Raw genomic sequence first — 25,158 nt, 5'->3', positions numbered from 1 at the left:
AGCCAGCGGTTACGGCGCGAGCCAGCCGTCAGCCTTTCGCGATCAGCTCGCCGATATCCCCAGCCGACAGGGGTTTGCTGAAATAATTGCCCTGCACCTCGTCACAATTGTTCTTGCGCAGGAAGGCGACCTGGTCTTCCGTTTCGACACCTTCGGCCAGCACCCGAAGGTTCAACTTCTGCCCCAGGGAAATCACGGCGCCAGTGACCGCTTGATCGTTCTCGTCGGTCGCGAGATCGTTGATGAAGGACTTGTCGATCTTCAGCCGCGCCACCGGAAACGTCTTGAGAGCGCTGAGACTGGAATAGCCTGTTCCGAAATCGTCGATCGATATCTGCACGCCGAGCTTTTGCAGTCCGTTCATCGTTGCGACCGCCAGCTCGAAATCCTGCATGATGAGGCTTTCCGTCACTTCGAGCTCGAGATACCTCGCCTCCAGGCCGCTTTCCTTCAATGCGTTGACGACGCGGTCGATCAGGTTCTTCTCCCGGAACTGCCGCGCCGACACGTTGACGCAGACGGTTACGGGCGACAGACCGGCGCGCTGCCAGGCTTTGTTCTGCCGGCAGGCTTCGTGCAGGATCCAGTCGCCGAGCGGCACGATCAGCCCGGTCTCCTCGGCGGTCGGGATGAACATCGCCGGCGAAACCAGGCCTCGCGTCGGGTGGTTCCAGCGCACCAGCGCTTCGACGGCGAAAACCTGCCCCGATCGCAGATCCACCTGTGGCTGATAATGCAGAGCGAATTCCGACCGGGCGAGCGCGTTTCGCAATTCCTCCTGAAGCAGGAATTTTTCATGTGCCGTTGAGTTGAACTCCGGGGCATAGAACTGGAAATTGTCGCGGCCGAATTCCTTGGCGCGATACATGGCGGCGTCGGCATTGGCCAACAGCGTATCCGGGCTGGTCCCGTCCTTCGGGTAATTTGCGATGCCGATGCTGGCCGTCGTTCTCAGCCGATGCTCTCCGACAAGAACCGGTTCCGCGATCGCATCCCTGATCGTCTGCAGGGTTTCCGAGACCACATCGACATTGGTGGTTTGGTCGAACAGGACGATGACAAATTCGTCGCCGCCAAGCCGCACGACGGTGTCGGTGGCCTTCACGCATCCAACCAAACGGCTGGCGACGGTCTTGAGGAGTTCGTCGCCGGCATTGTGGCCAAACGTATCGTTCACCAGTTTGAAATTGTCGAGATCGATGAACACTACCGTCATCCAGCGATTGTATCGCTGCGCGTAGAGGACCGCCTGGGAAAGCCGATCCTCCAGCAAAGCGCGATTGGGCAGGCCGGTCAGCGCATCATGGTTGGCCATGAAGTGGATCTGGTCTTCCGCCAGTTTGCGCTCGATCGCGATGCCGGCAATGTGTGTGGTGAACTCGATCAGGCGGGTCTCGGCATGGGTGGGTTCGCGCACGGTCATCGAATACATGGCAAAGGCGCCCAACACGACGCCCCGATGCGACAGGATCGGGGTTGACCAGCACGAACGATAGCCATGGGGTGCCGCCAGTTCGCGGTAATCGTCCCAAAGCGGATCCTGCAGAATATCGGTAACAATGACCGGTTCCCGCCGGTAGATGGCGGTTCCGCAGGATCCCACCTTGGGACCGATGGCCGCCCCATCGATGGCGCTCGTATAGGCTTTCGCCAGGCCCGGCGCCGCACCGTGACGCAAATGAATGCCGTCCTTGTCGAGCAGCAGGACGGAACCGAATATCCCCTTCAACTGAGCCTCGACGAAGCGCATGAGGCGGTCGAGCACGTCCTCCAGCGGCGCGCTCGTGGCAATCATTTCGAGGATCTGCGCCTGCCCGCTGCGAAGGACATCCGCCTGCTTGCGGGCGGTGATGTCGTGGGCAATGCCAACCAGGCCGAAGATTTCATTTTGGCGATTGCGCAACGGCACCTTCGTCGACGAAAGCCATTTGCCGTTCCCCGACGCATCGACGACAAACTCTTCCGCGTCGATCATTGGTTGTCCGCTCTTGAGCAGGCGCTGCTCGACCAGGCGAAATTTCCGCGCAACTTCCGGGGGGTGGAGATCAAAATCGGTCAAACCGATCATGTCGCTGGTCTTGTTGCGGCCGCTATCGGTCGCAAGGGCGCTGTTGACCACGACGAAACGGCTTTGCGTATCCTTGACCCAGAGGTAATCGGGCACCCAGTCGATCAGCGCCTGCAGCGAAATGCGCTCGTCGACGATCTGCCGATTGGCGAGGAGTTCAGTGATGTCCTCATGCGTGGCGATCCAACTGCCATCGGGCATGGGCTGGTTACGGATCTGGATTGTGCGACCATCGACAAGTTTGGCGGTCCAGAGCCGCGAAGCCTTGCCCGAATTGATCGAGCGAGCCGTTGCGAGATAGGTGTCGGCGGCCGTCGCCGCCGTGCCGGCGGCGACGCGGCGTTCGACGATTTCGCTCAGTGTCACGCCAGGCCGCAATTCCTCGGGCGCAATGCGGTAGATTTCCGCATAGCGCCGGTTGCTCAGGATCAGCCGTTCATCGGCATCGAAAAAGCAGATGCCTTGCGAAATATTCTCGATCGCAGTCTCGAAGCGCAGGGTCTGCCCTTCGAGACCCGCAATGGTCGTGCGAAGTTCTCCCTCGAGCGTATCGTAGGAAACGTCAGCCAGTCTTGCCAATGCGGCTACGCCCACCGGCCCGCGCGCCCCGACGGATCTTCTGGATGACTTCGTGACCAAACAGACCTCCTCCGGTTTGGCACCTGAAACAAGAAAGGGCCTCTGTCGTGCCAGACGAAAGTCGACTGACAATGTTACAGATGTGCTAATTCAAGATGAACTGTAACGGAATTGGAGGCGTCAGCAACCAGATACCAAAGGTGCAAATGTCATTTCAAATCAACTTCCAACGGCTCATTATCGATATTCTTTTGCACACGCGGGGTTTTGACGATCATCCGAGCAACAATCATCAGGGGCAACCAGCTTGCTGCCAGCGCTACCGGCGCCCGCCTCAATCCATATGCGCGGCAGGAGCGGCCGCGCCGGCCGGAGCGGTCTTCGGCTTGCGCAGCAGGAAGACAAACGGAATGGCAACCAGCGTCATCACCATCAGCAGTTTGAAGTCGTTGACGTAGGAGATCATCATCGCCTGGATGTTGACCATGCGGTCCACCTGCGAAAGTGCCGTCGGATCGCCGCCTGCTGCCGCCGGCGAGGCCGCCCACAAATTGGGGTTGAACGGGTTGATGAAAGCCGACAGTTCGGTGTGATTGACCTGCGTGTTGCGCACCATGAGAACCGTCACCACCGACACACCGATCGACGAACCGAGATTTCGAACCAGGCTGAACAGGGCCGTGGCGTCGGTGCGGAAGCGCACGTCGAGCGTGGCGAAGGCCACCGTGGACAGCGGCACGAACACCATGCCCATGCCCAGACCCTGGATGACGCCGGAGCTGAGGATCAGCCAATTGTCCATCTGCGGCGTGAAGGAGGACATGGTGTAGAGCGACTGCGCGGTGAGCAGAAAGCCGATGACGACGAGGATGCGGGCGTCGATTCTGCTCATGAGCCGTCCAACGACAAGCATCGAAATCATCGTGCCGACACCGCGCGGCCCCAGGACGACGCCGATGGTGACGGTCGGATAGCCGAAGATGGTCGACAGCATTGGCGGCAGCAGCGACATCGAGGCCAGGATCAGCACGCCCATGACGAAGATGAAAGCCAGACCGGTGACGAAATTGCGGTCGAGGAAGATCTTGGGGTCGATGAAAGGACGTTCCGCCGTCAGTGTATGGATGATGAAAACCCAGAAGCCGGTGATCGAAAGAGCAAGCTCGATCCAGATTTCGACCGAGGAAAACCAGTCGACCTCGCCGCCGCGGTCGAGCAGCAGCTGCAGCGCGCCGACGCCGAGCGAAATCATGGCGAAACCGAAGAAATCGAAGCTGCGTATCCGCCGGGCAATGATCGGCAAATAGGCTGCCATGCCGAGGAAGGCGATGATGCCGACCGGCAAATTGATGAAGAACACCCAGCGCCAGTTGAAATTCTCGGTCAGCCAACCGCCCAGCGTCGGACCCAGGATCGGCCCCAGCATGATGCCGGCGCCCCAGATGGCCATCGCCTGGCCGTGGCGTTCCCTGGGGTTGATGTCGAGCAGGAAGGTCTGCGACAGCGGCACGATGGCTGCGCCGAACACGCCCTGCATCAGCCGGAAGAACACAATGCTCTCCAGGCTCCAGGCAATGCCGCACAGCATCGAGAACACGGTGAAGCCGACAACCGCCGCCAGGAACAGTTCCTTGCGGCCGAAGCGGTCGGCCAGCCAGCCGGTCACCGGCGTCATGATCGCGGCGGCAACGATGTAGGAGGTCAACACCCAGTTGATGTTGTCGGGCGACGCGCCGAGGTCGCCGGTCATGGTCGGCAGCGCGACATTGGCGATCGTGGTGTCGAGCGCCTGCATGACCGTCGCCAGCATCAGCGCCACGGTGATCAGGCCGCGATGCGGCACTTCCTTGAAAGGTTCTGGTGTGGTCATGATGCGGAACTTCCGACAGGTAACAAAAACGTGTACATTAGGTTTCCGGGCGGCGAGGCCTTCTCTGGTGAAGAGACCCTCATCGCGGTGGGACGCGATCTATCGATGTGGGGGTTACATCGATCGAAGGTCTCGACACATCAGGCGCTTGCCGCCCGGAAATCCAAGGTCCGAAGGACGGGCGCCGAGATGGTCCAGGTTCTGGGCAGGCCGCGATGCGGCCCGGTCCAATCCACCCCTCGTTCAACCTGCCGTCGGACCGATCCTGTCATCTCAACTTCACCTCGCCTGCGGCGGGCGTTCTGCCGGGCCGTGATCCTGCTTTTCGAGATCACGGTCCATTCACAGTCTATTGTGCTTCGCCTGCGGTGGCGTGGCCGAAGATAGCGGGGAACCCGCGGGCCACGCCGGTATCCACCGTAACCGAGGCGCTCATGCCGGTGCGAAGCGCCATTTTGGCGTCGGCATCGGTCAGCTCCAGGCGCACCGGAATGCGCTGCGTGACCTTGACCCAGTTGCCGGTGGCGTTTTGAGCAGGCAGCAGCGAAAACTCCGCGCCGGTGCCGGCGCCGATCGCCTTGACGGTGGCCTCGAAAGTTCTGCCCGGATAGGTGTCGACGACGATCTCGGCCTTCTGGCCAGGCTTCATGTGGGTAAGCTGGGTTTCCTTGAAATTGGCATCGATCCAGGTGTCGCCGGTCTCGACCAACGCAAACAGCGGCGTGCCGGAACCGACATACTGGCCGATCTTGAACGAGGAGGCCTGGCTGATGACGCCGTCGGCCGGCGCCTTGACCGTGGTCTGCGCCAGATCGTAGGCGGCCTTGTCGCGCGCGGCGAGTGCGGCCATCACCGTCGGATGCTTGTCGGTCTCGATATCGGGATTGCCGGCGAGAGCCGCCTTGGCCCTGATGATGCCTTGCTCGGCAACGGCCAGTTGCTGCCTGGCCTTGTCGAGATCGTTCTTGGCCTCGTCCAGCGACGATTTGGCGTTGATGCCCTTCTGGGCAAGGTCGGCGGCGCGGTCATACTGCGACTGCGCGTAGTCGACCTGGCTGGCATCGGACTTTTCCTGCGCCAGCGCCTGGCTGTAGGCGGCGCGCAGCTGTTCGATTCCGACGCGTGCGACTGCGACCGCCGCGTCGGCCTGGGCTAACGCGATCCGGTAGGGCTCGGGGTCGATGGCAAACAGCACATCGCCCTGCTTGACCTGCTGATTGTCCGAGATGCCGACCTGAACGATGCGGCCGGCCGTGTCCGAGGCGATCGACACCTTCGCCTGCTGCAAATTGGCGTTCTCGGTTTCCTGATAGCGGCCGCCGGTCACCCAGACATAACCGCCACCAATGGCCAGCGCGGCCGGCAGGGCGACCATCAGCAGCAAGCGGCCGAGGCGGCGCTTCTTGACCGGAGCCGGAGCGGGTTGAACCGGGGGAGCCACCGCGACAGGTGCTGCGGCCGGCTGTGCAGGCGCTTCGGCGGCCGGCTTTGCCGGCGTCTCGATCTTGGTTACATTCTCGTCTAGCTTGGCTGCCGCGTTCATGCTGCTGCCCCTTCCGTACTCTTCAAGGACGACGTCTCGCCGTCCGCCAGGTTTTGCACGATGGTGTCCAGCGCCCGGATAAGGACGCGGCGGTCGTCCGGCGAAACGCCGACCAGCGATTCCTCATAAACTTCGCCAGCAAGGCTTTTGACCTCGGCATAGGCCGCGTTCGCCTTGGCTGTCGGGAAGATCATACGCACGCGCCGGTCAGTTGCGTCGGAGCGCCGCTCGATCCAGCCGCCCTCCTCCATCCGGTCGACGAGGCGTGAAACGCTGATCGGCTCGATTTCGAGAAGTTCGGCGAGGCGAGCCTGGGCGACGCCCGCCTCCTTCGCAACGCGAACCAGAAGCCGCCATTGTGCCGAGGAAAGGCCAAGTCCGCTGGCGCGCGCCTCGAAGCGCTTGCGCATAAGGCGCTGCACGTCGTGGATCAAAAAGCCCAATCTATCTATGCCGTCGGAAACCATGAGCGGTATATATTATAAGCGTGCTTACCATTCAAGGCGCCGCGTTGCACCAGAGCCGAAAAAGAGGGATGGCAGCCATGCAGATGCGGTCATGGCACAGTCAATGACGGTTGCGGATGACCTCCCGACCGTGACGTGAATTGCCGTCGAGAACGCCGCGAGGAGAAAGGTCGTCTTGCGCGTCCTCGCCACCGGCACACCTAGGCTTTCGGCGGCATTTTCGCCGGCGGCGAAGGCATCGAGCCGGCGGTGGTTCCACAGCGCATAGGCAAGGATGGTGCCCGCACCCAGCGCGCCCAGATATTGTCCCAGCGAGCCAGGCCGAGGCCGCCCAGCAACGGCTTTCCACGATGGTGACCTGCCACAGTCGACCAGCGCCCTTCGATTTTACGACAGGCGCAATTTCGATCAAACTGGCCTCGCAAAAAGCCGACAAAATGTGCCGCCAAATGCGAGGAGACTCATGAACCCGACCGAGAAAGCGCTGTGGTTTGTCGAGAGCCATTTGCCGGAAGCGATCTCGCTTGAGGATGTCGCGCAAAGCAGCGGCGTCTCGCGCTTTCATGTGACGCGCGCCTTTGGCGCCGCCACCGGCCGTTCGGTGATGGGCTATCTGCGCGCGCGCCGGCTGACCGAAGCGGCGCGCAAGCTGGCTTCCGGCGCGCCCGACATCCTCGCGGTCGCGCTCGATGCCGGCTACGCCTCGCACGAAGCCTTCACCCGCGCCTTCCGCGATCAGTTCGGCACGACGCCGGAACTGGTGCGCGCGCAGGGCAGCCTCAGCAATCTCGATCTCGTGGAGCCGATCCTGATGGACCAGTCCTTCCTCGCCTCACTGCCGCCGCCGCGCTTCGAGACCGGCCGTCCCTTCCTCATTGCCGGCCTCGGCGGGCGCTACAGCTGCGAGACCAGCGCGGCCATTCCGATGCAGTGGCAGCGCTTTGGGCCCTATATCGGCAACATTCCAGGCGAGACCGGCGACGTCGCCTATGGCGTCTGCGTCAATGGCGACGATGCCGGCAATTTCGACTATATCGCCGGCGTCGAAGTTTCGGATTTCTCGGACCTGCCGAAGGAGCTTTCCCGGGTGCGCGTGCCGACGCAGAAATACGCAGTCTTCACGCATGCGGAACACATCTCCACCATCCGCCGCACCGTCAACACGATCTGGAACAAATGGCTGCCGGCCTCGGGGCACGATATAGCCGACGGCCCCGAATTCGAGCGCTACGGCCCGGAGTTCGATCCGCGCAGCGGCAATGGCGGGCTGGAGATATGGGTCCCGGTGGCCTGAACGCCGCTACAGCTCCAGGTTCCAGTTCTGGCCGACCAGATCCTTGCCGAAGGCGTGATGGCGCTCTTCGTCCACCAGCCTGAAGCCGGCACTCTCGTAGATGTGGCGGGCGGCGGTCAGGATGTCGTTGGTCCATAGGGTCAGCGTCTTGTAGCCCTTGGCACGAGCAAAGCCGATGCACTCCTGAACCAGCCGCTTGCCGATGCCGAGGCCGCGCGCCGATGGTTCGACATAGAGCAGGCGCAGCTTCGCCACCGCGTCGGATTTGCGCACGACGAAGACCGAGCCGACCACCTCCCCTTGCCGTTCGGCAATCCAGCTGCGTTCCCATTCTGGATCGAAGGATTTTACGAAGGCGCCGAGGATTTCGGCGACCAGCGCCTCGTAGGTTTCGTCCCAGCCATATTCCTGTGCGTAGATCTGTCCTTGGCGGCGCACGACCCAGCCGATGTCACCGACCTGCAAGGGGCGCAGCACATACGGCACTTTGGGCTCGGCGTCCTCGCCCAGGAGCTGCTGCACCGTCAGCATAGCCTTGGCCAGCCGGTCCTGTTCGGCAGCGGGAAGCCGCGCCAGCAAGGCGGCGACCTGGTCGTGCGAAGCCCGGTTCAGCGGCGCGAAGGCCTGCCGCCCCGCCGGCGTTAGCGTGATCGACGATTGCCGCGCATCCGACGCCAGCGCCGCGCGCGAAATCAGCTGCAGGTGCTCGAACTTCTTCAGGAGCCGGCTGACATAACCGGCATCAAGGCCGAGATCGCGAATGAGATCGCTGGCGGTCAGGCCATCGCGATGCGCCAGTTCGTAGAGCACCCGCGCCTCGGTCAGCGAGAAGGCGCTTTTCAGCAGGCCTTCGTCGAGCAGACCTATCTGGCGGGTGTAGAAGCGGTTGAAAGCCCGCACCGCGTCGATGCGCTCCTTGCCGGGTTGATGATGGATCGTCATGGGAAGCCTCCTGCCCATCAACGATCGGTCATTTATTTGACTTAGTCAAGTATCGAGGAGATGCTCCCCCGGTCGTGTCTCAGGCGATGGCGCGGCGGCGCCGTGCGATCAGGACGAACAGGCCGAGCAGCACGACGCTGGCCGCAGCACTGGCGGCGGCAAATTCCGGCACCGGCCGAAAATCCTTGCCGTCGATCAGCAGCGATGCCGCGACCGGGCCGATCGCCAGGCCGAAAAGCTGGGCCGCCGGCACCAGAAGCACGGCCGTGCGCGTCTCGTCGGCGGTGATCGCCAGCCGGATCTGATAGGGCACGATGAACAGAAGGATGAAGCCCATGATCAAGGCCGCGACCCAGAAAACCGTCAGGCCGGGGCTGCCGGCGAGCACCACGGAACTGGCGACGGCGACCACGCCGATCGCCACGATGGCGAAGCGGTAGTCGATACGCGCCTCGAAGACGGTAGCCGTCATTGCGCCCAGCACCTGCAATGCGAGGCTGGCCGAGACGATCAGGCCGACGCTGCGGCCATCGATGCCGTATTGTGCGCCAAGCGGCTCGAGAAACGCCCAGACCGAGCCGAAGAACATAAAGTAGCAGAAGACGCACAGCAAAGCGGCAAGCGAAGGAACGGTCAGCACATTGCTGAACTGTTCCTCCTTGGGCAGGTCGGCATAGCTATCGGGGACGATGAAGGCGACCGCCACCGAAGCGATGCAGACGACGGCAAGGACGATGAAGCCGCCTGCCGATCCGGCGGCCGGGATGACGTAAAGCGCCAGCAGCAGGGCAAGGGCGCATTGCGCCAGGGTCTGAAGGGTGACGAAGAAGCCGCCGATGCGCTCGGCCCGGCGCGAACGGGCGATCAGTTCCGTGGCGACCGCCACCAGCCCACCCTCGGCGAGGCCCGCCACCGCGCGGGCGGCAATCAGCGAGGTCGAGGTCAGCGCATAGGCGGTCGCGCAGTTAGCCAGCGCCAGCAAGAGCAAAAGGCAGGCACTTTTCGAGCGCATATTGTGGGCGGACAGCATCATGGCGATGACCGCCGATCCGATGCCTATGGCGATCATCTCGACCGTGGCCACCAGCGCGAGTTCGTCACCGCTGACATGTCCTTCGGTGTAGAGCGCGCCGAGAAGCACCGGCTGCAGCCCGAGAATCAGCAGGCCGACCGAGCCGATCCACAATGCCGAGGCGAGCTGCGCCCCAGTCGGGTTGCCGACCAGCCAGTCGCCGTTCCCGGCATCGGCGTTACCAGCAGAAGTCACGGTCGCCTCCCAACGTCCTTGCCTGGCGGCAAAAAAACTGACAGTCTGTCAGCATTTAGAAACTGATACTCGATCATATTCGTTTGTCAATCAGTAGCGGGACTTGGCACCAACAAGGCTGGGGATGGTCTTGGCGATCGAATGGTCTGGGCGATCGAGAGGATGGCGGCATGAACGAAGCAGTGCAGATGACGACCGAACCGAGGCGCAGGCCCAAACAGGAGCGCAGCCGCGAGCGCATCGACGCCATCCTGTCGACGACCATGCGGCTGATCGGCGAGAAAGGCATCGACGCCGTCACCATGAAGGAAGTCGGCGCACAGGCCGGCGGGCCGATCGCCACCGTCTATCATTACTTCCCCAACAAGTCGGCGATCCTGGCGATGCTCTACGAGCGATTCTCCGAAGTGAGCCGCGCCCGGCTTGCCGCGATCGTTGCCGACGTCGGCGGGCTGAGCGACGTTATCGCTGCGGCCGACCGGCTGCTCGACGACTACTATGAGCGCGTCGCCGGCGACCCCGCCATTCAGGACCTGCAAAACGCCATCCAGGCTGACAAGGCGCTGAAGAATCTCGACATCGCCGAAACCCGGCACCAGGCGACGATGTTCTGCGACCATGTCGGCCCCTTTCTCGCGCCAGAGCGACGCAATGAGTTCGGCCGTATGGTTTTCCTGATCTTCCAGCTGGCCGGCGGCGTCGTGCGCATGGCGCTGACCCAGGACCAGGAGGAAAGCCGCCACACCATCGAGGACTACCGGTCGATCATCCATACGCAGTTGGGACTGTTTCTCTAGCGCCCGATTCGACCCCGTCCGGTCGGGTGGATGAGGTTTTCGAAGCCGTCGGCCAGGTTGGCGGCGCCGGCGGCGACGATCTTCGACAGGTTTCTGGCGCGACCCGGGGTCTTGTTGGCATCGAGCAGCACGGCCCTGCCCTCATGCACGACAAAGTCGAATTTGCCATAGTCGAAGCCCAGCTTCCGACGCAGGGCGCGCAATTCGTCGGGAACCGCAACCGGCTCCCGGCGGATGGTGTCGTCGCCCTTGACCAGGCGCTGTGGCGAGACATAGCGGGTGCAGCGCTCCCGATCGCCGCAGAATATCCAGAACCGCGCCGCAAACCCGTCGGGCTCGATTTCGGGAATGAATTTTTCCACGATCAGGTCGGCACGCCTGAAAATCTCCGGCGCCACATCGGCCAGCGAGGCATGCACCTGATAACGGTCGAAGGTCTGCGCGCCCGGGAAAGGCACTGCCTTGCCGGCGCGAACGGATTTTCGGTTGAGCTGCTCCTCGGGCGTCCCCCAATGATTGAGGTTGCTCTTGACGATGACCTGGCCGCTCCAGTTGGCACCCTCCTCGAGGATCGCACCGCTGATGCGGCGCTTGGAAATGTCGGTCGCACCAAGATTGAGACAAATCGGAAATCCGCGCGCGTAGTCGACATAGTCCGATGGCGTCACTGTCGCGTCGACATGCAGGACGGCAATATCGGCGTTATGACTTGCCGAGGGTCCACGCATGATCTGCACGGAGTGACCGCGCCGTTTCAGCTCCGCCAGGACGTCGAACAGCATGTAGGGGCTGTCCTGGCGCAGCAGGAGGCCCCGCCGGCTCTGGAAGCGGTCAAATTCATGCGTTATGACGGCAATGCGGGCCATGGCCTTTCCATGCATGAGGTAACTCGCAAGGCAACCAACAGCCTGGAAGGAAATATGTCCAGCCTTTCCCCAAACCGTTCCGCATGACTGAGCATTGGGACGCAATTCGCCGTCACTGGCGGCTTCTCGGGTCGCCGCTGTGTCCGCCCCCGGAAGCTGTCGCCGCCTATGAGCGCGAACTTAGCCTGCAATCGGTCGATGTGGTGCTGCTCGGGGTCACGCCGGAGCTTGCCGGCCTCGGAAGGACCATGCTCGCGATCGACGAGTCCACTGCCATGATATCGGGCATCTGGCCGGGCGATACCGCCTCACGCAAGGCGGTGATCGGCAACTGGCTGGAGTTGCCGCTGGGCGACGAAAGCGCCGGGGCGGTGATCGGCGACGGCTGCCTGTCGGCGCTGGACTCCTCGGTTGCACGGCAGGCGCTGCTTGCCGAGATCGCGCGTGTGCTGAAGTCCGGTGGGCGGGCTGCATTGCGCGCCTATGCAAGTCCTCAGGTACAGGATGATCTGCAGGAGGTCCGGGCGCTGACGCTTTCCGGTGGTGTCGCGACCTTCCACGAACTCAAATGGCGCATTGCCATGGCTTGTGCCGGCAGCGATCCCAACCGCGCCATTCCGGTGCGGGCGATCCTCGATGCCTTCGATGCGCTGTTTGCCGACCGGGAGGCCCTTGCCGCCACGACCGGATGGGAGATGCCGGTCATCGGCACCATCGATGTCTATGCGAATTCGCAGACTGTCTACAGTTTCGCCCCGGCGGCGACGCTGGTCGAAGAGGCGAGCCGGTTTTTTGACAGTGTCCGCCTCGCACCGACAGGGGCTTATGGGCTGGCGGAACGATGCCCGCTTCTGGTGCTTGAATCGCCGCGGCGGCGGTAGGGTCTGCCGTCGGATCGCGGCACGGCTCCAATTGGCACAATTGTGCTCACCGTTCGCCTTGACTCTCGAAAGCCACGCGCTTATTTCAGCGCGACGTTAGCACTCTCCCCAGGTGAGTGCTAACGCACATCCGGCACCGCCGGATCGAGGAACAGCTCTCACCGTTCTCATTCGAGGAAGAAAAAATGGCAAAGTCGAAGTTCCGCCCGCTTCATGACCGCGTGGTCGTACGCCGGGTCGAATCCGAATCCAAGACCGCCGGCGGGATCATCATCCCGGATACGGCAAAGGAAAAGCCGCAGGAAGGCGAGATCATCGCTGTCGGCTCCGGCGCTCGCGACGAAGCCGGCAAGCTGGTCCCGCTGGACGTCAAGGCTGGCGACCGCATCCTGTTCGGCAAGTGGTCGGGCACCGAAGTCAAGCTCAATGGCGAAGACCTTCTGATCATGAAGGAATCCGACATTATGGGCATCATCGGCTGATTATCGGCCTCACCGTCAACTAATTTCGGGCTTGATCGCAAGCCCCCTGCCAGGAGCTAAAAAATGGCTGCTAAAGACGTAAAATTCTCCCGCGACGCCCGCGAGCGCATGCTGCGCGGCGTCAACATCCTCGCCGACGCGGTGAAGGTCACGCTCGGCCCCAAGGGCCGCAACGTCGTCATCGACAAGTCGTTCGGCGCACCGCGCATCACCAAGGACGGCGTCACCGTCGCGAAGGAAATCGAGCTTGAAGACAAGTTCGAGAACATGGGCGCGCAGATGGTCCGCGAAGTTGCTTCGAAGACCAACGACATCGCCGGCGACGGCACCACGACCGCGACCGTCCTGGCGCAGTCGATCGTCCAGGAAGGCCACAAGGCGGTTGCCGCCGGCATGAACCCGATGGACCTGAAGCGCGGCATCGACCTGGCCGTGACCGAAGTCGTCGCGGCTCTCGGCAAGGCTGCCAAGAAGATCAAGACCTCCGAGGAAGTTGCCCAGGTCGGCACGATCTCGGCCAATGGCGACGAGTCGGTCGGCGCCATGATCGCCGAAGCGATGCAGAAGGTCGGCAATGAAGGCGTCATCACGGTTGAAGAAGCCAAGACCGCCGAGACCGAGCTGGAAGTCGTCGAAGGCATGCAGTTCGACCGCGGCTATCTCTCGCCGTACTTCGTCACCAACGCCGACAAGATGGTTGCCGAGCTCGAGGACGTCTACATCCTCCTGCACGAGAAGAAGCTCTCCAACCTCCAGGCCATGCTGCCGGTTCTCGAAGCCGTCGTGCAGACCTCCAAGCCGCTGCTCATCATCTCGGAAGACGTCGAAGGCGAGGCCCTGGCCACGCTGGTCGTCAACAAGCTGCGTGGCGGCCTGAAGATCGCCGCCGTCAAGGCGCCGGGCTTCGGTGATCGCCGCAAGGCCATGCTGGAAGACATCGCCATTCTCACCGGTGGCCAGGTCATCTCGGAAGACCTCGGCATCAAGCTCGAGAATGTCGGCCTCAACATGCTCGGCCGCGCCAAGAAGGTGTCGATCTCCAAGGAGAACACCACCATCGTCGACGGCGCAGGCAAGAAGGCCGAGATCCAGGGCCGCGTTGCCCAGATCAAGCAGCAGATCGAAGAGACCACGTCGGACTACGACAAGGAGAAGCTGCAGGAACGTCTGGCGAAGCTCGCCGGCGGCGTTGCGGTGATCCGTGTCGGCGGCGCGACGGAAGTCGAAGTCAAGGAAAAGAAGGACCGCGTCGATGACGCCCTCAACGCGACCCGCGCGGCCGTGGAAGAAGGCATCGTTGCAGGCGGCGGCGTCGCACTGCTGCGCGCTTCGGCCAACATCAAGGTCACCGGCGTCAATGCCGACCAGGCTGCCGGCATCAACATCGTTCGTCGTGCACTGCAGGCTCCGGCCCGTCAGATCGCTTCGAACGCAGGTGCTGAAGCTTCGATCGTTGCCGGCAAGATCCTCGACAACAAGGGCGCGACCTACGGCTACAACGCCCAGACCGGCGAGTATGGCGACATGATCGCCATGGGCATCGTCGACCCGGTCAAGGTCGTTCGCACCGCTCTCCAGGACGCGGCTTCGGTCGCCGGCCTGCTCGTCACCACCGAAGCCATGATCGCGGAGGCCCCCAAGAAGGAGTCTGCTGGCGGCGGCATGCCTGGCGGCATGGGCGGCGGCGGCATGGGCGGCATGGGCGGCATGGATTTCTAATCCAAGCTATCTGGCTTATGCATACGGAAAGGGCGCCGAGAGGCGCCCTTTTTGTTTTGGAAAGCGGATGGTTAGGCGGCGCTGTCCGCCTGCCGCGCAACCTTGCCTGCAAGCACCGCCTGCTCGACAAGCGCCGCGACCTCGTCGGCCACCACCAGCACCGGGCCACGATCGCGGGTGGCCCTCGCAATCACCATCAGCCCTTCCAGCGAGGATTCGACCAGCAGTGCCAGGGCATGCGCCCGGCGTTCGGGCACTCCTGCCCTGACAAAGGCCTGTCGCAGCAAGCCGATCCATTGCTCGAAAGCCGATCGGCAGAGTTCCGCCAGTTCCGGCACATCGGTGGGTGAATCCAGCACCACCGGCGCGATGGGGCAACCCAGCGAAAAATCATTGTCCTCCAGCATGCGCCCGACCGACTGGTAGATGTGATGGACGGCCACTGCAGGATCGCTCTCGGCTGCCAGTGCTTCGCCCAGCCTTTTCGTGACGTCGGCAACGCTGTTGCGCGTCACCTCGATGACCAGTTGGTCCTTGCCGCCTGGGAAATGAAAATAGAGCGAGCCGCGCGGCGCCCCGCTGGCGCCCAGAATGTCGTTGAGCGAGGTGCCGTGATAGCCGCGCTGCCTGAGCAACAGGCCTGTGGTCTCGAGTATGCGGGTGCGGGTGTCGTTGGCCATGTCAACCTCTGTCAGCAGTGACGCATTATAGGCCTTGCCAAGAATATGACAATCGGTCTATATAATATGTGGATCAGTCTATATACTATTAAGGAGAGTGACATGCGCAGCTACCGTCTCGAAGGGTTTGGTGGAACCGAATCCCTGGCGATGCGCGACGAGGCGCGGACGGAACCGAAACCGCATGAGATCGTGGTGCGAGTCCGCGCCGCCTCGCTCAATCGGCGCGACACGATGATCCTTGGCGGCACCTATCCCTTGCCGGCGCGGCAAGGCATCGTGCCGCTGAGCGACGGAGCCGGTGACGTCGTCGCAATCGGCGATGCCGTCACCCGTTTTGCCGTCGGCGACCGCGTCACCGGCAGCTACTTCGCCCGCTGGATCGATGGCCGCATCAATGCCGGTCTGATCGACCAGCTCGGCTGTACGCTTGACGGCATGCTGACTGAGTTTGCCGTGCTCGACGAACAATGGGCGGCGCGACTGCCCGATCATCTGAGCTGGCACGAAGCGGCGACGCTGACCTGCGCCGGCGTGACGGCCTGGAACGCGGTGACCGGGACCCGGATTCCGAAGCCTGGTCAATGGGTTCTCACCATCGGTTCGGGTGGCGTTTCGCTGTTTGCTCTGCAGTTCGCCAAGTTGCTCGGCTGCCGGGTTGTCGCCATCACATCGCGCGCGGAGAAGGCCGACAGGCTGCGGGCGCTGGGCGCCGACCTCGTTGTCTCCAGCACCGACATACCGGAATGGGGCGGCTGGGCGCGCGAGCAGACAGGCGGAGTCGACCTCGTCGTCGAAACCGGCGGCCCGGCCACCTTCGCGCAGTCGCTGATTGCCAGCACGCTTTATGGACACATCGTGCTGCTGACGCTGCAGGACGCCAGTGGCAGATCGATCGAGATGCCGGCAGCGCTTTATCAGCGCAGCCTCGCCACCATCAGCCGCCTGTTCGTCGGCAGCCGCAGCAATCTTGAGGCCATGCTGCGCGCCGTGTCGCAGCATCGCCTCAAGCCCGTTGTCGACAGGGTCTTCCCCTTTGCCGAAGCCCCCGAAGCGTACCGCCACTTCCAGCAGGGCGACGTGTTCGGGAAGGTTGTCATCGACTGCGCCTGACCCAATTGCCCGCTTTTCAACCCCGAATCAGGAGAACGACCATGACCATCCGTGAAGCTTCCGCAGAATGGCAAGGCACGCTGAAGGAAGGCGGCGGCCGTCTGCGGCTTGGCAGCGGCGTCTTCGAAGGCGCCTATTCCTTTCCGTCGCGGTTCGAGGACGGTCCGGGCACCAATCCCGAAGAGCTGATCGGGGCAGCACATGCCGGCTGCTTCTCGATGGCGCTGACCTTCATCCTCGGCCAGGAAGGCCACGTCGCCCGCACCATCCGCACCGTCGCCAAGGTGCATCTCGGCGCGACCGCCGCCGGGCCGACGATCACCCGCATCGAGCTCGAAACGGAAGCAGAGATTCCCGGCCTTCAGCCTGCCGAATTCCAGCGTATGGCGGAGACGGCGAAGACGACCTGCCTTGTCTCTCGCGCTTTGGCCGGCGTTACAACCATCACCCTCAAGGCCGAGCTGGCCGCCACCACTGCCACGGAACAATGAAAACCAGGAGGTATGAGATGAGCCAGGACAGCATCACGAGCATTCATCCGGGCGACCACTCTAGCCAGACGGCCGAGATCATGCGTCGCTTCAACGATGTGTTCCAGTTGCACGATCCGTCCGCGCTTGCCGAGTTGGTGGCGCAGGATTGCGTTATCGAAAACACCGTGCCGGCGCCGGACGGCGCCCGCCATGCCGGCAAAGAGGCATGCATTGACCTATGGTCGGCGATCGCCACCCAGCCCGGCACGCGCTTCGACCTCGAGGAAACCTTCGTCGCCGGTGAACGGGCGACGATCCGCTGGCGCTACTTCATGGCCGACGGCAACTCCCTCCGCGGCGTCAACCTGATGCGTGTCGCGGACGGGCTGATCGTCGAGGCGATGGGTTACGTCAAGGGATAGAAGCGTTGCCCGATACGGCACTCCCGTTCCCAGCCCGGAATCTCGCTCAAGTCGAGTTTCCGGGCCGGTTTTCTGGTCACTGGATGACGCGGTGCAGCTTCACCGTGGTGCTGGGACTGTTCTGGATGGTCTGGAAGATCACGCAATAGCGATCCGTGAGTTCGAGCAGTTGGTCGAGCTGACTTTGGGGAGCGTCGGTGTCGATGTCGAACCGCAAGCGGATTTCCTTGAAGCCGACTGGAACACCCGCAGTCACGCCGAGCGTGCCGCGAAGATCGACGTCACCTTCCGCGGAAACTTCGGCGGACCTGATCGGAATTTCGAGCACGGCCGCCGCCGCGCGCATCGAGACACCGGCGCATGCGATCAGCGCCTCCAGCAGCATGTCGCCGGAGCACAGTTCCTGGCCGCTGCCCCCGGCCATCGGATGAATGCCGGCAAGCGCCAGCCCGCGTCCGGTCTCGACCTTGCAGGTCACGGTGGACGCGTCGGCGACGCCCTTGGCTTTCAAGGTGAGGAACGCGGCCTTTGAATCCCTGCGATAGAGATCCTTGATCGGCTCCTGCGTGGCGCGAAATGTTGCGATTTCCATGAACAATCTCCTGTCTTGAATTGTCGTTGTCAAAAATGGCGAGCAGTGGCCGGGCCTTATTCCGGCACCGCGATGCCGGAGCCGCCGAGCTCAGCCGGAAAGTCCCTGAGCTTGGGCAGCCCGTCCTTCATCGGCAGCACGGTCTCAGCGTAGTTGACGTGAACCCCAGGCGTGAATTTCACGCCTGGTATGGTTGCCGCATAGACATCGACCAGGCCGAGCGGCGGATGAACGGTCATCAGATGACCACCGCATTTCGTGCAGAACTGGCGATCGCTCATTTCGGTCTTCTCGAACCCGGACAGGAACTCCGCGCCCCTGGTGACCTTGACGTTCTGAGGCTTCCACAGCGTGAAGGCGTTCACGGGAGACGCCGACCACGATCGACACGAACCGCAATGGCAATAGCCCATTGCCTCGGCGGCTCCGTGCACTTCGATTTCCACGGCGCCGCAAAAACACCCGCCCTTATGTACCGTCATGACTTTTGTCCCTGGTTGGTTTCGACAGCACTCAGCGCCCACTCTCGGCAGCGCTTGAGCACCGGTGCAGGTTTAGGAGTTCTGGCCGCGAACTGAATGATACGGCGTCCGCCTCGCTTGACAGCGCGTCCGGAACTCGAAAGGGATGGCTCACCGGCTAGCCGGGTGCGGGACGAAACGGAATGGCCGGGGATGCTCTGTCTGACCTGTTGAGGACGGTACGCCTTACCGGCGCGACGTTTTTTGACATTGAGGGCCACGAGCCGTGGGCCGTCTGTTCGCCGGCGCCATCGTCCATCCTGCCGAAGATCCTGCCCGGTGCGGACCATCTGATCTCCTACCATGTGGTAACGGCCGGTCGCTGCTTCGCGCGCATCATCGGCCAGGAAGCGATCGCGCTGGAAGCCGGCGAAGTCGTCGTCTTCACCAGGAGCGACCCGCACATTATGTCCAGCAATCCGGCGTTGCGCGCCGATCCGCCGACAGCCGACGTTCTCGACATCGCAACAGCCGGCCGGATGCCGTTTTACATCAACTGCGCCGGCGACGGCGCGGCCTCGGCCAGGCTGGTTTGCGGCTATCTCGCCTGTGATGCACAGCCTTTCAATCCACTGCTCGAGGCTTTGCCGCCGGTGATCAAGGCCGAAGATGCCAAAGGCGATGGCGGCTGGCTCAGCCAGTTCATCAACCTGGCTGTCACGGAGGTGGCGCAAAAGCGCGCAGGCAGTGAAACGGTGCTCACCAAACTGAGCGAACTGATGTTTGTCGACGTGTTGCGCCGTTACTTGGAATCGCTGCCGCCACAAACCACGGGATGGCTGGCTGGCCTGCGCGATCCGCACCTGGCGAGGGCGCTGGCGCTGATCCACGACCGGCCGGCGCATAACTGGACGGTGGAGGCGCTGGCGAAAGACTCCGCGCTGTCGCGCAGCGTGCTCGCGGAACGCTTCACCAGGCTGGTCGGCATGCCGCCAATGCATTATCTCGCCAAATGGCGCATGCAGATCGCCTCGGAGCTGCTCAGCGCCGGCTCCAGCAACATGGCCAGCATCGCCGCTGAAATCGGCTACGAATCCGAGGCAGCGTTCAGCCGCGCCTTCAAGAAGATGATCGGCCTTCCGCCCTCGGCCTGGCGTCTAGGCATCCGGACCGGACCCGGAACCGACGAAGAGTAGGCCGAGGCCTGGCAGCTCCTGTTCTATCGATCAGCCAGCGCCAGCTTGGCGCCGAGCATGACAAAGGCGCCGGCGAAGGTGCGGCGCATCCAGGTCAGCACCATCGGCCGCGACACGACATGGCTGCGGATCGAGGCGGCAAAGATGCCGTAAGCGACGAAGACGACGAAGGTCAGCAGCATGAAGACGCTCGAGAGTTCGAGCATCTTGGCAAATGCGTTCGGTTCGGTCGTGCTGACGAATTGCGGCAGGAAGGCAAAGAAGAAGATCGACAGCTTCGGGTTCAGGATGTTGATCAGGATACCGGAGGTGATGACCTTGGCTGCCGAGCGGGGTGCCGCGTTTTCATCGACGCTCAGGCCGCCCTTCTCGTTCAGCGTGTTCCAGGCCATGTAGAGGAGATAGGCGACGCCGAGATATTTCAGCGTCTCGAAGGCGACAGCACTTGTGTGCAGCAGCGCCGCCAGGCCGGTGATGGCGGCGGCCATATGCGGGATGATGCCAAGCGTGCAGCCGAATGCAGCAGTGATCGAGGCGCGCGCGCCTCGCGAAAGCCCGGCGCTCAGCGTGTAGAGAACGCCGGTGCCGGGCGAAGCCACGACGATCAGCGACGTCAACAGGAATTCGATGCTCATGGTTCCTCCAACGCCCTGCCCGTGGTGGAAGCTATCGGGGGATGTGGGATGAGGCAAGGTGGGCGTCGGCTAGATCGTTGGCATCCCGTGCGCCTTGCGCGCCATCAGGCAATCGTCGCCGCCAGGCATGCAGGCGTGGCAGACGTCCGGGCGGATCTCGTAGATGCCGCAGGCCGTGTGCTTGCCGATCTCGCCCGTAAGCGCCGAACAGCGCACGCCCTCGCAGCGCATCCCGGACAGGTCGGCGGACACGAACTTTTCCGGAATCCGGTCAAGTTGCGCATCGTCCTCGGTCGAGAAGCGCGGCCATTCGGCCGAGTAGGAGCAGCAGGCGCCGCAGCTCTGGCAATCGAAGATTGCGGCCGCGCCGGCGTCCTCGTCGCCAGACAAAAAGTCGGTGGCGCCAGCCAGGCCGGCAGGCGCTATGGACCGACGACCGGCATCTTGCGGCAAGGCGCTATTTCTTCTTCTTGCCCTTCGGCGCGTCCGCCGGCGACTTGAACAGGTCGGTCGCAGCCTCTGTGGCCTCGGCGGCCTTTGGCGCGGCAGCGGGCTTGGCCTGCTTTGCAGTGGCAGCAGCCGGCGCTGCCGGCTGATCCTTGGTGGAAAACTTTATGGCCATGTCAGTCCTCGTCGGAAAAGCGGGATGATGGTGCGCGCGGATTGCGCAAGCGGCCGATCAGCGCCGAGACCGCTGTGATGTTCATTTCCTCGGGCGACCAGTTCCTCGCCTCGGCAATGTGGTGCGCCGCCAGTTCGCGATGCGTGCTGCCGCTATAGGCGGCATCCTGGTAGGTCACGCGCTCCTGGGTCTTTTTGTCCTCGCGGACATATTCGACCAGATAGTTCGGGGCTTCGGCACGGCCGCGCACGCCGACGCGCACCTGGGCATCGCCATGCGCGCGCTTGCAGCGCTCGAGCTTTTCCAGCACACGGCGGACATATTCGACCGGCTTGTCCAGGCCCGGGACCATGGACGCTATGGTCGCATCGGCATCGATCGGCGTCGGCGGTACGCGCTTGGTGGCCATCAGCGTTTGCCTGCCCGCTTCGGCAGCGCCGCAAGGGCTGCGGCCGCTGCCATGTCGTCGGCTTCCTTTTCCTTGCGCAGTTCGCGCAAGCGCGCGGTCTTGGCTTCGCGCGCCTCGCTGACGGCATCACGCTCGGACAGGATGCGGTTGAGTGACATCGACTGGGTTTGCGTCTTGCTGAACAGCGAGCCGGCCTGTTCGGCGGTCTTCGATTGAGTGGTCAAAACTTTCTCCTGTCGGGAGCCTGGTGCCGATAGAGCGAGAGAGGCCTTCGATTACGACCAAAGCAATACGGCAGCGGGGCAGTATGGGCGGTTCAGATTGCTGGAGCGTCCCTTAGCACGTTCCGGCCGGCGTGCGGCGCACTTTTAGCGGCATGACGCACAAAATGAAAAAGGCCAGGCACCGCCTGACCTTCCATGAAAGCGCCGCGCATCCAGTTGGATGCGCAAGGCGCTCCTTTCAGCCTTTCATCGGTGCCAGTACATCCGTGGTCACCGGAAGGCCGAATTCCTTATCAGGCCGCCTTCAACTGGTCGGCGGACATCTTGCCCGACTTGTTGTCGCGGGTCATCTCGTAGCCGAGCTTCTGACCCTCGACGATGTCACGCATGCCGGCGCGCTCTACGGCCGAGATGTGGACGAAAACGTCGGCGGAGCCGTCGTCAGGCTGAATAAAACCAAAACCTTTGGTGGCGTTGAACCATTTCACTGTGCCGGTGGCCATGAAGAACCCTTTCCCTGGCAAATATTCGTTCACCATCGTGCGACTGCACAACAGCGTTTTGTCTCGATTTTTGATGGGGAAGTTCGTCAAAGGCGCGCATCATGCGCGGATAACAAAAGTCGGTCAAACAAATATCGACATGTTTCTTATAGACTTCTTTTAGCGCCGAGTCAATTTCTGGTTTGGCCGGAGCCCAAATTCAACCTGAGGGTGCCTGAGGCATAAGCCTCAACTGACGAGGTGGCGGAGCGCAAGGCGTTCCAAAAAATATTCCACGCCCCGGAACCAATCGCAAGCCGGCGCATTTCCGTGATGTCAGCAATTCAGAGAACAATCTCGGTAATGCTGGCAAAAGAACGCCTCCCGCACATTAAACGGTGCGAGAGGCGTTCTTGTATGTGCCGTTGTCTGACACAATTCCCAAGTGAAAACCGTTTCACATCCATAAACTTACGCTCGCCTACAGGATCGCGCTGATCAGCGGCAGGATCTCGTAGTGGAAACCGCGGCCGGAGCTCGACACCGGATCGCCGTCGGTGACCGCTCTTGCCTCGGCTTCGCTGCCGACACGCAGGATCAGCAGACCCCAAGGGCCGGCCGGGTCGGCGACCGGCCCGGCCAGGATCATGGCGCCCTCGGCAAGCTTGCCGCGCAGATAGTCGGCATGCCGGCCCATCAACTCCCTCTCCTCCTCCGTCAGGGTGAAGGCGAAGTCCGGCCGAGGCGGGATCAGCCGGCAGTGGAAGATTGTTGGCGCGGTAGTCTCACGCGGTCCATCATTGCTGGCCATCGGTCACTCACCGTGATGTCATTAGTGGTCCTATTCGTCCGGGCCGGGTTCCGGCCAAGTCTCCTTCGCTGCTTCCGCATACCAGTGCCGCATCGCCGGCGTTGCCAACACGGCGTCGACGTAGGCGCGCGTGTCGGGCGCGAGCTTGCCGCCATAGGTGTCGAAGCGGGTGACGACAGGTGCATACATGGCATCGGCCGCGGTGAAATGACCGAACAGGAAGGGGCCGCCTTTGCCGTATTGTTCCCGGCACTGGCGCCAGATCGTTTCGATGCGCGCGCGCTGCATTTCGCCTTCGGCGTCGAGCGGCTTGTGGCCCTTCGGCCGGCGCAAATTCATCGGCCAGCCATAGCGCACCTCGCGAAAGCCGGAATGCATCTCGGTCGCCACCGAGCGAGCCAAGGCGCGGGCGCCGATATCCTGCGGCCAAAGTTTTTTCTCCGGAAACAGGTCGGCCAGATATTCAAGGATGGCAAGGGTTTCCCAGACAATCCTGCCATTGTGATTCAACACTGGCACAAGGCCGGTGGGCGAGACTTTCGCCAGAGCGGCAAAGGTTTCGGGCGTGCGCAGGCGCACGAAACCTTCCTCGAACGGGATCTCCAGATGCTTCATCGCCACCCATGGCCTCAGCGACCAGGACGAAAAGCACTTGTTGGCGATGATGAGCGTAAATTCAGCCAAGGCGGTCTCCCCAAAATTTCGTCACACTAGTCACACGATACGACGCGGCAAAGCGTTTCGGCGACCATATAAGCGACCAGATGCGACGATGATCGCCGCCCAGGGAACCTAAGCCAAGCCGGCCCGTTTGCCTCCTGCGAATGAATCCCCGGAATCCCAGGAGATGTAAAGATGGTGAACAAGGATCAGGTTGCCGGCGTGGCCAAGCAGGTCAAGGGCTCGGTCAAGGAGGCCGGCGGCAAGGCGACCGGCAACAGGCAGACCCAGGCCGAAGGCACGGCCGACAAGACCGCCGGCAAGGTGCAGAAGGTCTATGGCGACGTGAAGGACAAGATCAAAAAGGCGCTCTGATTCGATCTTGGAGGCAATGAGGAAGGCGGCTCAAGGCCGCCTTTTTCTTGTCAGAGGCTGAGGCTTTTGCTGAAGGCGCTGGTGAACTTGACCTCGCCGTGGTCGCCGGCCGCCTCGCCCAGCACCACGTCCATGCTGTCCCCGGTTACCCTCACCAGCGCGAAGCCACCCAAATAGGCAGCCTTCGGCTTGAACAGGTCGAGGCCATCGCTTTTGTAGATCATCGGCACTTCGTGCTGATGGCCATGGAAGATGGCGATGACATTGTAGCCCTTCAGCGCCGCCAGCATCGCCTGGCGGTCGGCCTCGCTCCACCAATGCGGCGCGCCTGCGCCGTCATCGTCATAGGTGCGCTTGGCCGGGTCCCAGCGCTCGACCGAGAAAGTGTCCCAGCCATAGTGCTGGAACAGGATGACGGGACGGCCATCCGCCGCGTAGGTCGCCAGATCCTGCTTCAGCCACGGCAGGCTGCTCACCGCGCCGTGGCCGGTGTCGCCGGCAAACCGGTGGGTCTGGACGAGATGCAGGCCGCCCCAGTCCCAGGAATAGCAGTCGGTGTCGACATCGTATTCGGTGGCCGGCACCGGCGGCTTGAAGAACACGCCGGGGCGGTGGTTGACCTCGACATAGTCGCGCAGTTCACGCCGATACCAGTCGACATGGGGCGGCGAGCCGTTCTGGTCGAGATCGTGGTTGCCGAGCCCGACATAGACCGGCATGTGCACGCGGTCCGGGCCGACGCCTTGTTGATAGCGCTGGCTGAACTGCAACAGTTGCGTGCCTTCGCTGGGCTCGGTGATCTGGCCGCCGCCATCGTCGGTGATGTCGCCGCCGACAACGAGGCCGAGCGGCGCATCGATGCGGCTGCCGGCCGAACGCAGGCGGGTTGCAACGCCATCGATCTCGACTGGCCATTGCCGGCCGGCCAAGCCATTGAGGACAGCGACATTGCGCAACAGCGCGGCATCGGTCTTGCCTTCCTCCAGGCAGTTGGGGCTGAGGCCGCTCGACATGCGGCAGGCATGGACGTCGGCGATGAACAGAAAGGTGGCGTCGATGGGCTGGATGCGCTTGCCGGTCTGGCCAAGCGCGGCGCGCGGCAGCATGCCAGCCATGGTAAGGTTCGGCTGCCTGTGCGAGGAAATTGCGACGGGAGAGGACGAGCTTGCGATTCATGACCTGAAATTCAGCACAGCCGGCGCCCCACCGTCCAGTTGCCAGGAATGGC

28 protein-coding genes and 2 pseudogenes are annotated in these 25,158 nt (G+C 62.7%); 10 read left to right on the top strand and 20 right to left on the bottom strand.

The window, feature by feature from the left end; translation table 11 throughout:
* Positions 1 to 28: 28 nt before the first annotated feature.
* The 5 genes and pseudogenes from NKJ58_RS12620 to NKJ58_RS12600 form a co-directional block, all read right to left on the bottom strand.
* Positions 29 to 2,647, bottom strand: coding sequence for an EAL domain-containing protein (locus NKJ58_RS12620; RefSeq protein ID WP_245263080.1), 2,619 nt, complete (start codon positions 2,645 to 2,647; stop codon positions 29 to 31).
* Positions 2,648 to 2,981: 334 nt separating this feature from the next.
* Positions 2,982 to 4,517 (bottom strand): DHA2 family efflux MFS transporter permease subunit, encoded by a 1,536-nt coding sequence (locus NKJ58_RS12615; protein WP_352853210.1) that lies wholly within the window; start codon positions 4,515 to 4,517, stop codon positions 2,982 to 2,984.
* A 349-nt stretch (positions 4,518 to 4,866) separates the two neighbouring features.
* Entirely contained in the window at positions 4,867 to 6,060 is a 1,194-nt protein-coding gene (locus NKJ58_RS12610) for an HlyD family secretion protein (protein WP_352853208.1), read from the bottom strand.
* Positions 6,057 to 6,527 carry a MarR family winged helix-turn-helix transcriptional regulator gene (locus tag NKJ58_RS12605; RefSeq protein WP_023705728.1) on the bottom strand — a complete coding sequence of 157 codons (471 nt, stop codon included), beginning with the start codon at positions 6,525 to 6,527 and terminating at the stop codon, positions 6,057 to 6,059. The genes NKJ58_RS12610 and NKJ58_RS12605 overlap by 4 nt, the downstream gene beginning before the upstream one ends.
* Before the next feature lie 126 nt (positions 6,528 to 6,653).
* A pseudogene (locus NKJ58_RS12600) lies at positions 6,654 to 6,862 on the bottom strand (iron chelate uptake ABC transporter family permease subunit); the annotation flags it as partial.
* A gap of 128 nt (positions 6,863 to 6,990) precedes the next feature.
* Between NKJ58_RS12600 and NKJ58_RS12595 the strand changes: the two are divergent.
* On the top strand, positions 6,991 to 7,821 hold the full coding sequence (locus tag NKJ58_RS12595) for an AraC family transcriptional regulator (RefSeq protein ID WP_352853207.1): 831 nt from the start codon (positions 6,991 to 6,993) through the stop codon (positions 7,819 to 7,821).
* Between the two features lie 6 nt (positions 7,822 to 7,827).
* Here NKJ58_RS12595 and NKJ58_RS12590 read toward each other — a convergent pair whose 3' ends face one another.
* Both NKJ58_RS12590 and NKJ58_RS12585 read right to left on the bottom strand, forming a co-directional pair.
* Positions 7,828 to 8,763, bottom strand: a complete 936-nt coding sequence (locus NKJ58_RS12590; RefSeq protein WP_352853205.1) for a bifunctional helix-turn-helix transcriptional regulator/GNAT family N-acetyltransferase — start codon at positions 8,761 to 8,763, stop codon at positions 7,828 to 7,830.
* Between the two features lie 79 nt (positions 8,764 to 8,842).
* On the bottom strand, positions 8,843 to 10,030 hold the full coding sequence (locus NKJ58_RS12585; protein ID WP_352853203.1) for an MFS transporter: 1,188 nt from the start codon (positions 10,028 to 10,030) through the stop codon (positions 8,843 to 8,845).
* A gap of 170 nt (positions 10,031 to 10,200) precedes the next feature.
* On the opposite strand from NKJ58_RS12585, the gene NKJ58_RS12580 reads away from it, so the two are divergent.
* Positions 10,201 to 10,827 (top strand): TetR/AcrR family transcriptional regulator, encoded by a 627-nt coding sequence (locus NKJ58_RS12580; protein ID WP_023712752.1) that lies wholly within the window; start codon positions 10,201 to 10,203, stop codon positions 10,825 to 10,827.
* On the opposite strand, the gene NKJ58_RS12575 is transcribed toward NKJ58_RS12580, so the two are convergent.
* Positions 10,824 to 11,693: a hypothetical protein gene (locus NKJ58_RS12575; protein ID WP_352853201.1), complete on the bottom strand. Its 870-nt coding sequence runs from the start codon at positions 11,691 to 11,693 to the stop codon at positions 10,824 to 10,826. The two genes, NKJ58_RS12580 and NKJ58_RS12575, sit on opposite strands and share 4 nt — an antisense overlap.
* Before the next feature lie 83 nt (positions 11,694 to 11,776).
* Here NKJ58_RS12575 and NKJ58_RS12570 point away from each other — a divergent pair, with 83 nt between their 5' ends.
* From NKJ58_RS12570 to groL, 3 genes are all read left to right on the top strand, one after another.
* Positions 11,777 to 12,574, top strand: a complete 798-nt coding sequence (locus tag NKJ58_RS12570; RefSeq protein WP_352853199.1) for a class I SAM-dependent methyltransferase — start codon at positions 11,777 to 11,779, stop codon at positions 12,572 to 12,574.
* Between the two features lie 185 nt (positions 12,575 to 12,759).
* Complete coding sequence (groES, locus tag NKJ58_RS12565; protein WP_006203049.1) at positions 12,760 to 13,056, top strand: co-chaperone GroES; 297 nt, start codon at positions 12,760 to 12,762, stop codon at positions 13,054 to 13,056.
* 63 nt (positions 13,057 to 13,119) lie between these two features.
* Positions 13,120 to 14,775, top strand: a complete 1,656-nt coding sequence (groL, locus tag NKJ58_RS12560) for a chaperonin GroEL (RefSeq protein WP_023709705.1) — start codon at positions 13,120 to 13,122, stop codon at positions 14,773 to 14,775.
* 71 nt (positions 14,776 to 14,846) lie between these two features.
* Here the strand turns inward: groL and NKJ58_RS12555 are convergent, their stop codons facing one another.
* Positions 14,847 to 15,455 carry a TetR/AcrR family transcriptional regulator gene (locus NKJ58_RS12555; protein WP_023697706.1) on the bottom strand — a complete coding sequence of 203 codons (609 nt, stop codon included), beginning with the start codon at positions 15,453 to 15,455 and terminating at the stop codon, positions 14,847 to 14,849.
* A 102-nt stretch (positions 15,456 to 15,557) separates the two neighbouring features.
* On the opposite strand from NKJ58_RS12555, the gene NKJ58_RS12550 reads away from it, so the two are divergent.
* The 3 genes from NKJ58_RS12550 to NKJ58_RS12540 are packed head-to-tail and all read left to right on the top strand — an operon-like array spanning position 15,558 to position 17,463.
* Positions 15,558 to 16,568 (top strand): zinc-dependent alcohol dehydrogenase family protein, encoded by a 1,011-nt coding sequence (locus NKJ58_RS12550; protein WP_023697707.1) that lies wholly within the window; start codon positions 15,558 to 15,560, stop codon positions 16,566 to 16,568.
* Between the two features lie 41 nt (positions 16,569 to 16,609).
* Complete coding sequence (locus NKJ58_RS12545) at positions 16,610 to 17,059, top strand: OsmC family peroxiredoxin (RefSeq protein WP_023697708.1); 450 nt, start codon at positions 16,610 to 16,612, stop codon at positions 17,057 to 17,059.
* A 17-nt stretch (positions 17,060 to 17,076) separates the two neighbouring features.
* Positions 17,077 to 17,463, top strand: a complete 387-nt coding sequence (locus NKJ58_RS12540) for a nuclear transport factor 2 family protein (protein ID WP_352543697.1) — start codon at positions 17,077 to 17,079, stop codon at positions 17,461 to 17,463.
* 76 nt (positions 17,464 to 17,539) lie between these two features.
* Here NKJ58_RS12540 and NKJ58_RS12535 read toward each other — a convergent pair whose 3' ends face one another.
* Both NKJ58_RS12535 and NKJ58_RS12530 read right to left on the bottom strand, forming a co-directional pair.
* Positions 17,540 to 18,055 carry an OsmC family protein gene (locus NKJ58_RS12535; RefSeq protein WP_352853197.1) on the bottom strand — a complete coding sequence of 172 codons (516 nt, stop codon included), beginning with the start codon at positions 18,053 to 18,055 and terminating at the stop codon, positions 17,540 to 17,542.
* A 56-nt stretch (positions 18,056 to 18,111) separates the two neighbouring features.
* On the bottom strand, positions 18,112 to 18,537 hold the full coding sequence (locus NKJ58_RS12530; protein WP_023734267.1) for a GFA family protein: 426 nt from the start codon (positions 18,535 to 18,537) through the stop codon (positions 18,112 to 18,114).
* 182 nt (positions 18,538 to 18,719) lie between these two features.
* Here NKJ58_RS12530 and NKJ58_RS12525 point away from each other — a divergent pair, with 182 nt between their 5' ends.
* The gene (locus NKJ58_RS12525) at positions 18,720 to 19,712 is read left to right on the top strand and encodes an AraC family transcriptional regulator (RefSeq protein WP_352853196.1); all 993 of its coding nucleotides are present in this window, start codon (positions 18,720 to 18,722) and stop codon (positions 19,710 to 19,712) included.
* A 23-nt stretch (positions 19,713 to 19,735) separates the two neighbouring features.
* On the opposite strand, the gene NKJ58_RS12520 is transcribed toward NKJ58_RS12525, so the two are convergent.
* The 8 genes from NKJ58_RS12520 to NKJ58_RS12485 form a co-directional block, all read right to left on the bottom strand.
* The gene (locus NKJ58_RS12520; RefSeq protein WP_023671507.1) at positions 19,736 to 20,347 is read right to left on the bottom strand and encodes a LysE family translocator; all 612 of its coding nucleotides are present in this window, start codon (positions 20,345 to 20,347) and stop codon (positions 19,736 to 19,738) included.
* Positions 20,348 to 20,416: 69 nt separating this feature from the next.
* Positions 20,417 to 20,800 (bottom strand): YkgJ family cysteine cluster protein, encoded by a 384-nt coding sequence (locus NKJ58_RS12515; protein WP_023709379.1) that lies wholly within the window; start codon positions 20,798 to 20,800, stop codon positions 20,417 to 20,419.
* Between the two features lie 4 nt (positions 20,801 to 20,804).
* Positions 20,805 to 20,969 (bottom strand): hypothetical protein, encoded by a 165-nt coding sequence (locus NKJ58_RS12510; RefSeq protein WP_023705711.1) that lies wholly within the window; start codon positions 20,967 to 20,969, stop codon positions 20,805 to 20,807.
* Between the two features lies 1 nt (position 20,970).
* Complete coding sequence (locus tag NKJ58_RS12505) at positions 20,971 to 21,378, bottom strand: hypothetical protein (RefSeq protein ID WP_023671504.1); 408 nt, start codon at positions 21,376 to 21,378, stop codon at positions 20,971 to 20,973.
* Complete coding sequence (locus NKJ58_RS12500; RefSeq protein ID WP_023712741.1) at positions 21,378 to 21,602, bottom strand: hypothetical protein; 225 nt, start codon at positions 21,600 to 21,602, stop codon at positions 21,378 to 21,380. Before NKJ58_RS12500 ends, NKJ58_RS12505 begins: the two co-directional genes overlap by 1 nt.
* 293 nt (positions 21,603 to 21,895) lie before the next feature.
* Positions 21,896 to 22,105 carry a cold-shock protein gene (locus tag NKJ58_RS12495; protein ID WP_023671502.1) on the bottom strand — a complete coding sequence of 70 codons (210 nt, stop codon included), beginning with the start codon at positions 22,103 to 22,105 and terminating at the stop codon, positions 21,896 to 21,898.
* Positions 22,106 to 22,565: 460 nt separating this feature from the next.
* Positions 22,566 to 22,895, bottom strand: coding sequence for a YciI family protein (locus tag NKJ58_RS12490; protein WP_352519825.1), 330 nt, complete (start codon positions 22,893 to 22,895; stop codon positions 22,566 to 22,568).
* Between the two features lie 30 nt (positions 22,896 to 22,925).
* The gene (locus NKJ58_RS12485) at positions 22,926 to 23,579 is read right to left on the bottom strand and encodes a glutathione S-transferase family protein (protein WP_023684314.1); all 654 of its coding nucleotides are present in this window, start codon (positions 23,577 to 23,579) and stop codon (positions 22,926 to 22,928) included.
* A 171-nt stretch (positions 23,580 to 23,750) separates the two neighbouring features.
* Between NKJ58_RS12485 and NKJ58_RS12480 the strand changes: the two genes are divergently transcribed.
* Positions 23,751 to 23,930, top strand: coding sequence for a CsbD family protein (locus NKJ58_RS12480; RefSeq protein ID WP_023671498.1), 180 nt, complete (start codon positions 23,751 to 23,753; stop codon positions 23,928 to 23,930).
* Positions 23,931 to 23,980: 50 nt separating this feature from the next.
* On the opposite strand, the pseudogene NKJ58_RS12475 reads toward NKJ58_RS12480, so the two are convergent.
* Positions 23,981 to 25,106 (bottom strand): annotated as a pseudogene (locus NKJ58_RS12475) (metallophosphoesterase).
* Positions 25,107 to 25,158 lie beyond the last annotated feature (52 nt).

This window comes from Mesorhizobium sp. M0139 (assembly GCF_040322455.1).
GTDB lineage: Bacteria > Pseudomonadota > Alphaproteobacteria > Rhizobiales > Rhizobiaceae > Mesorhizobium.
The sequence above is the reverse complement of the archived record's forward strand: the minus strand, read 5'-3'. Positions and strand labels throughout refer to the sequence as shown.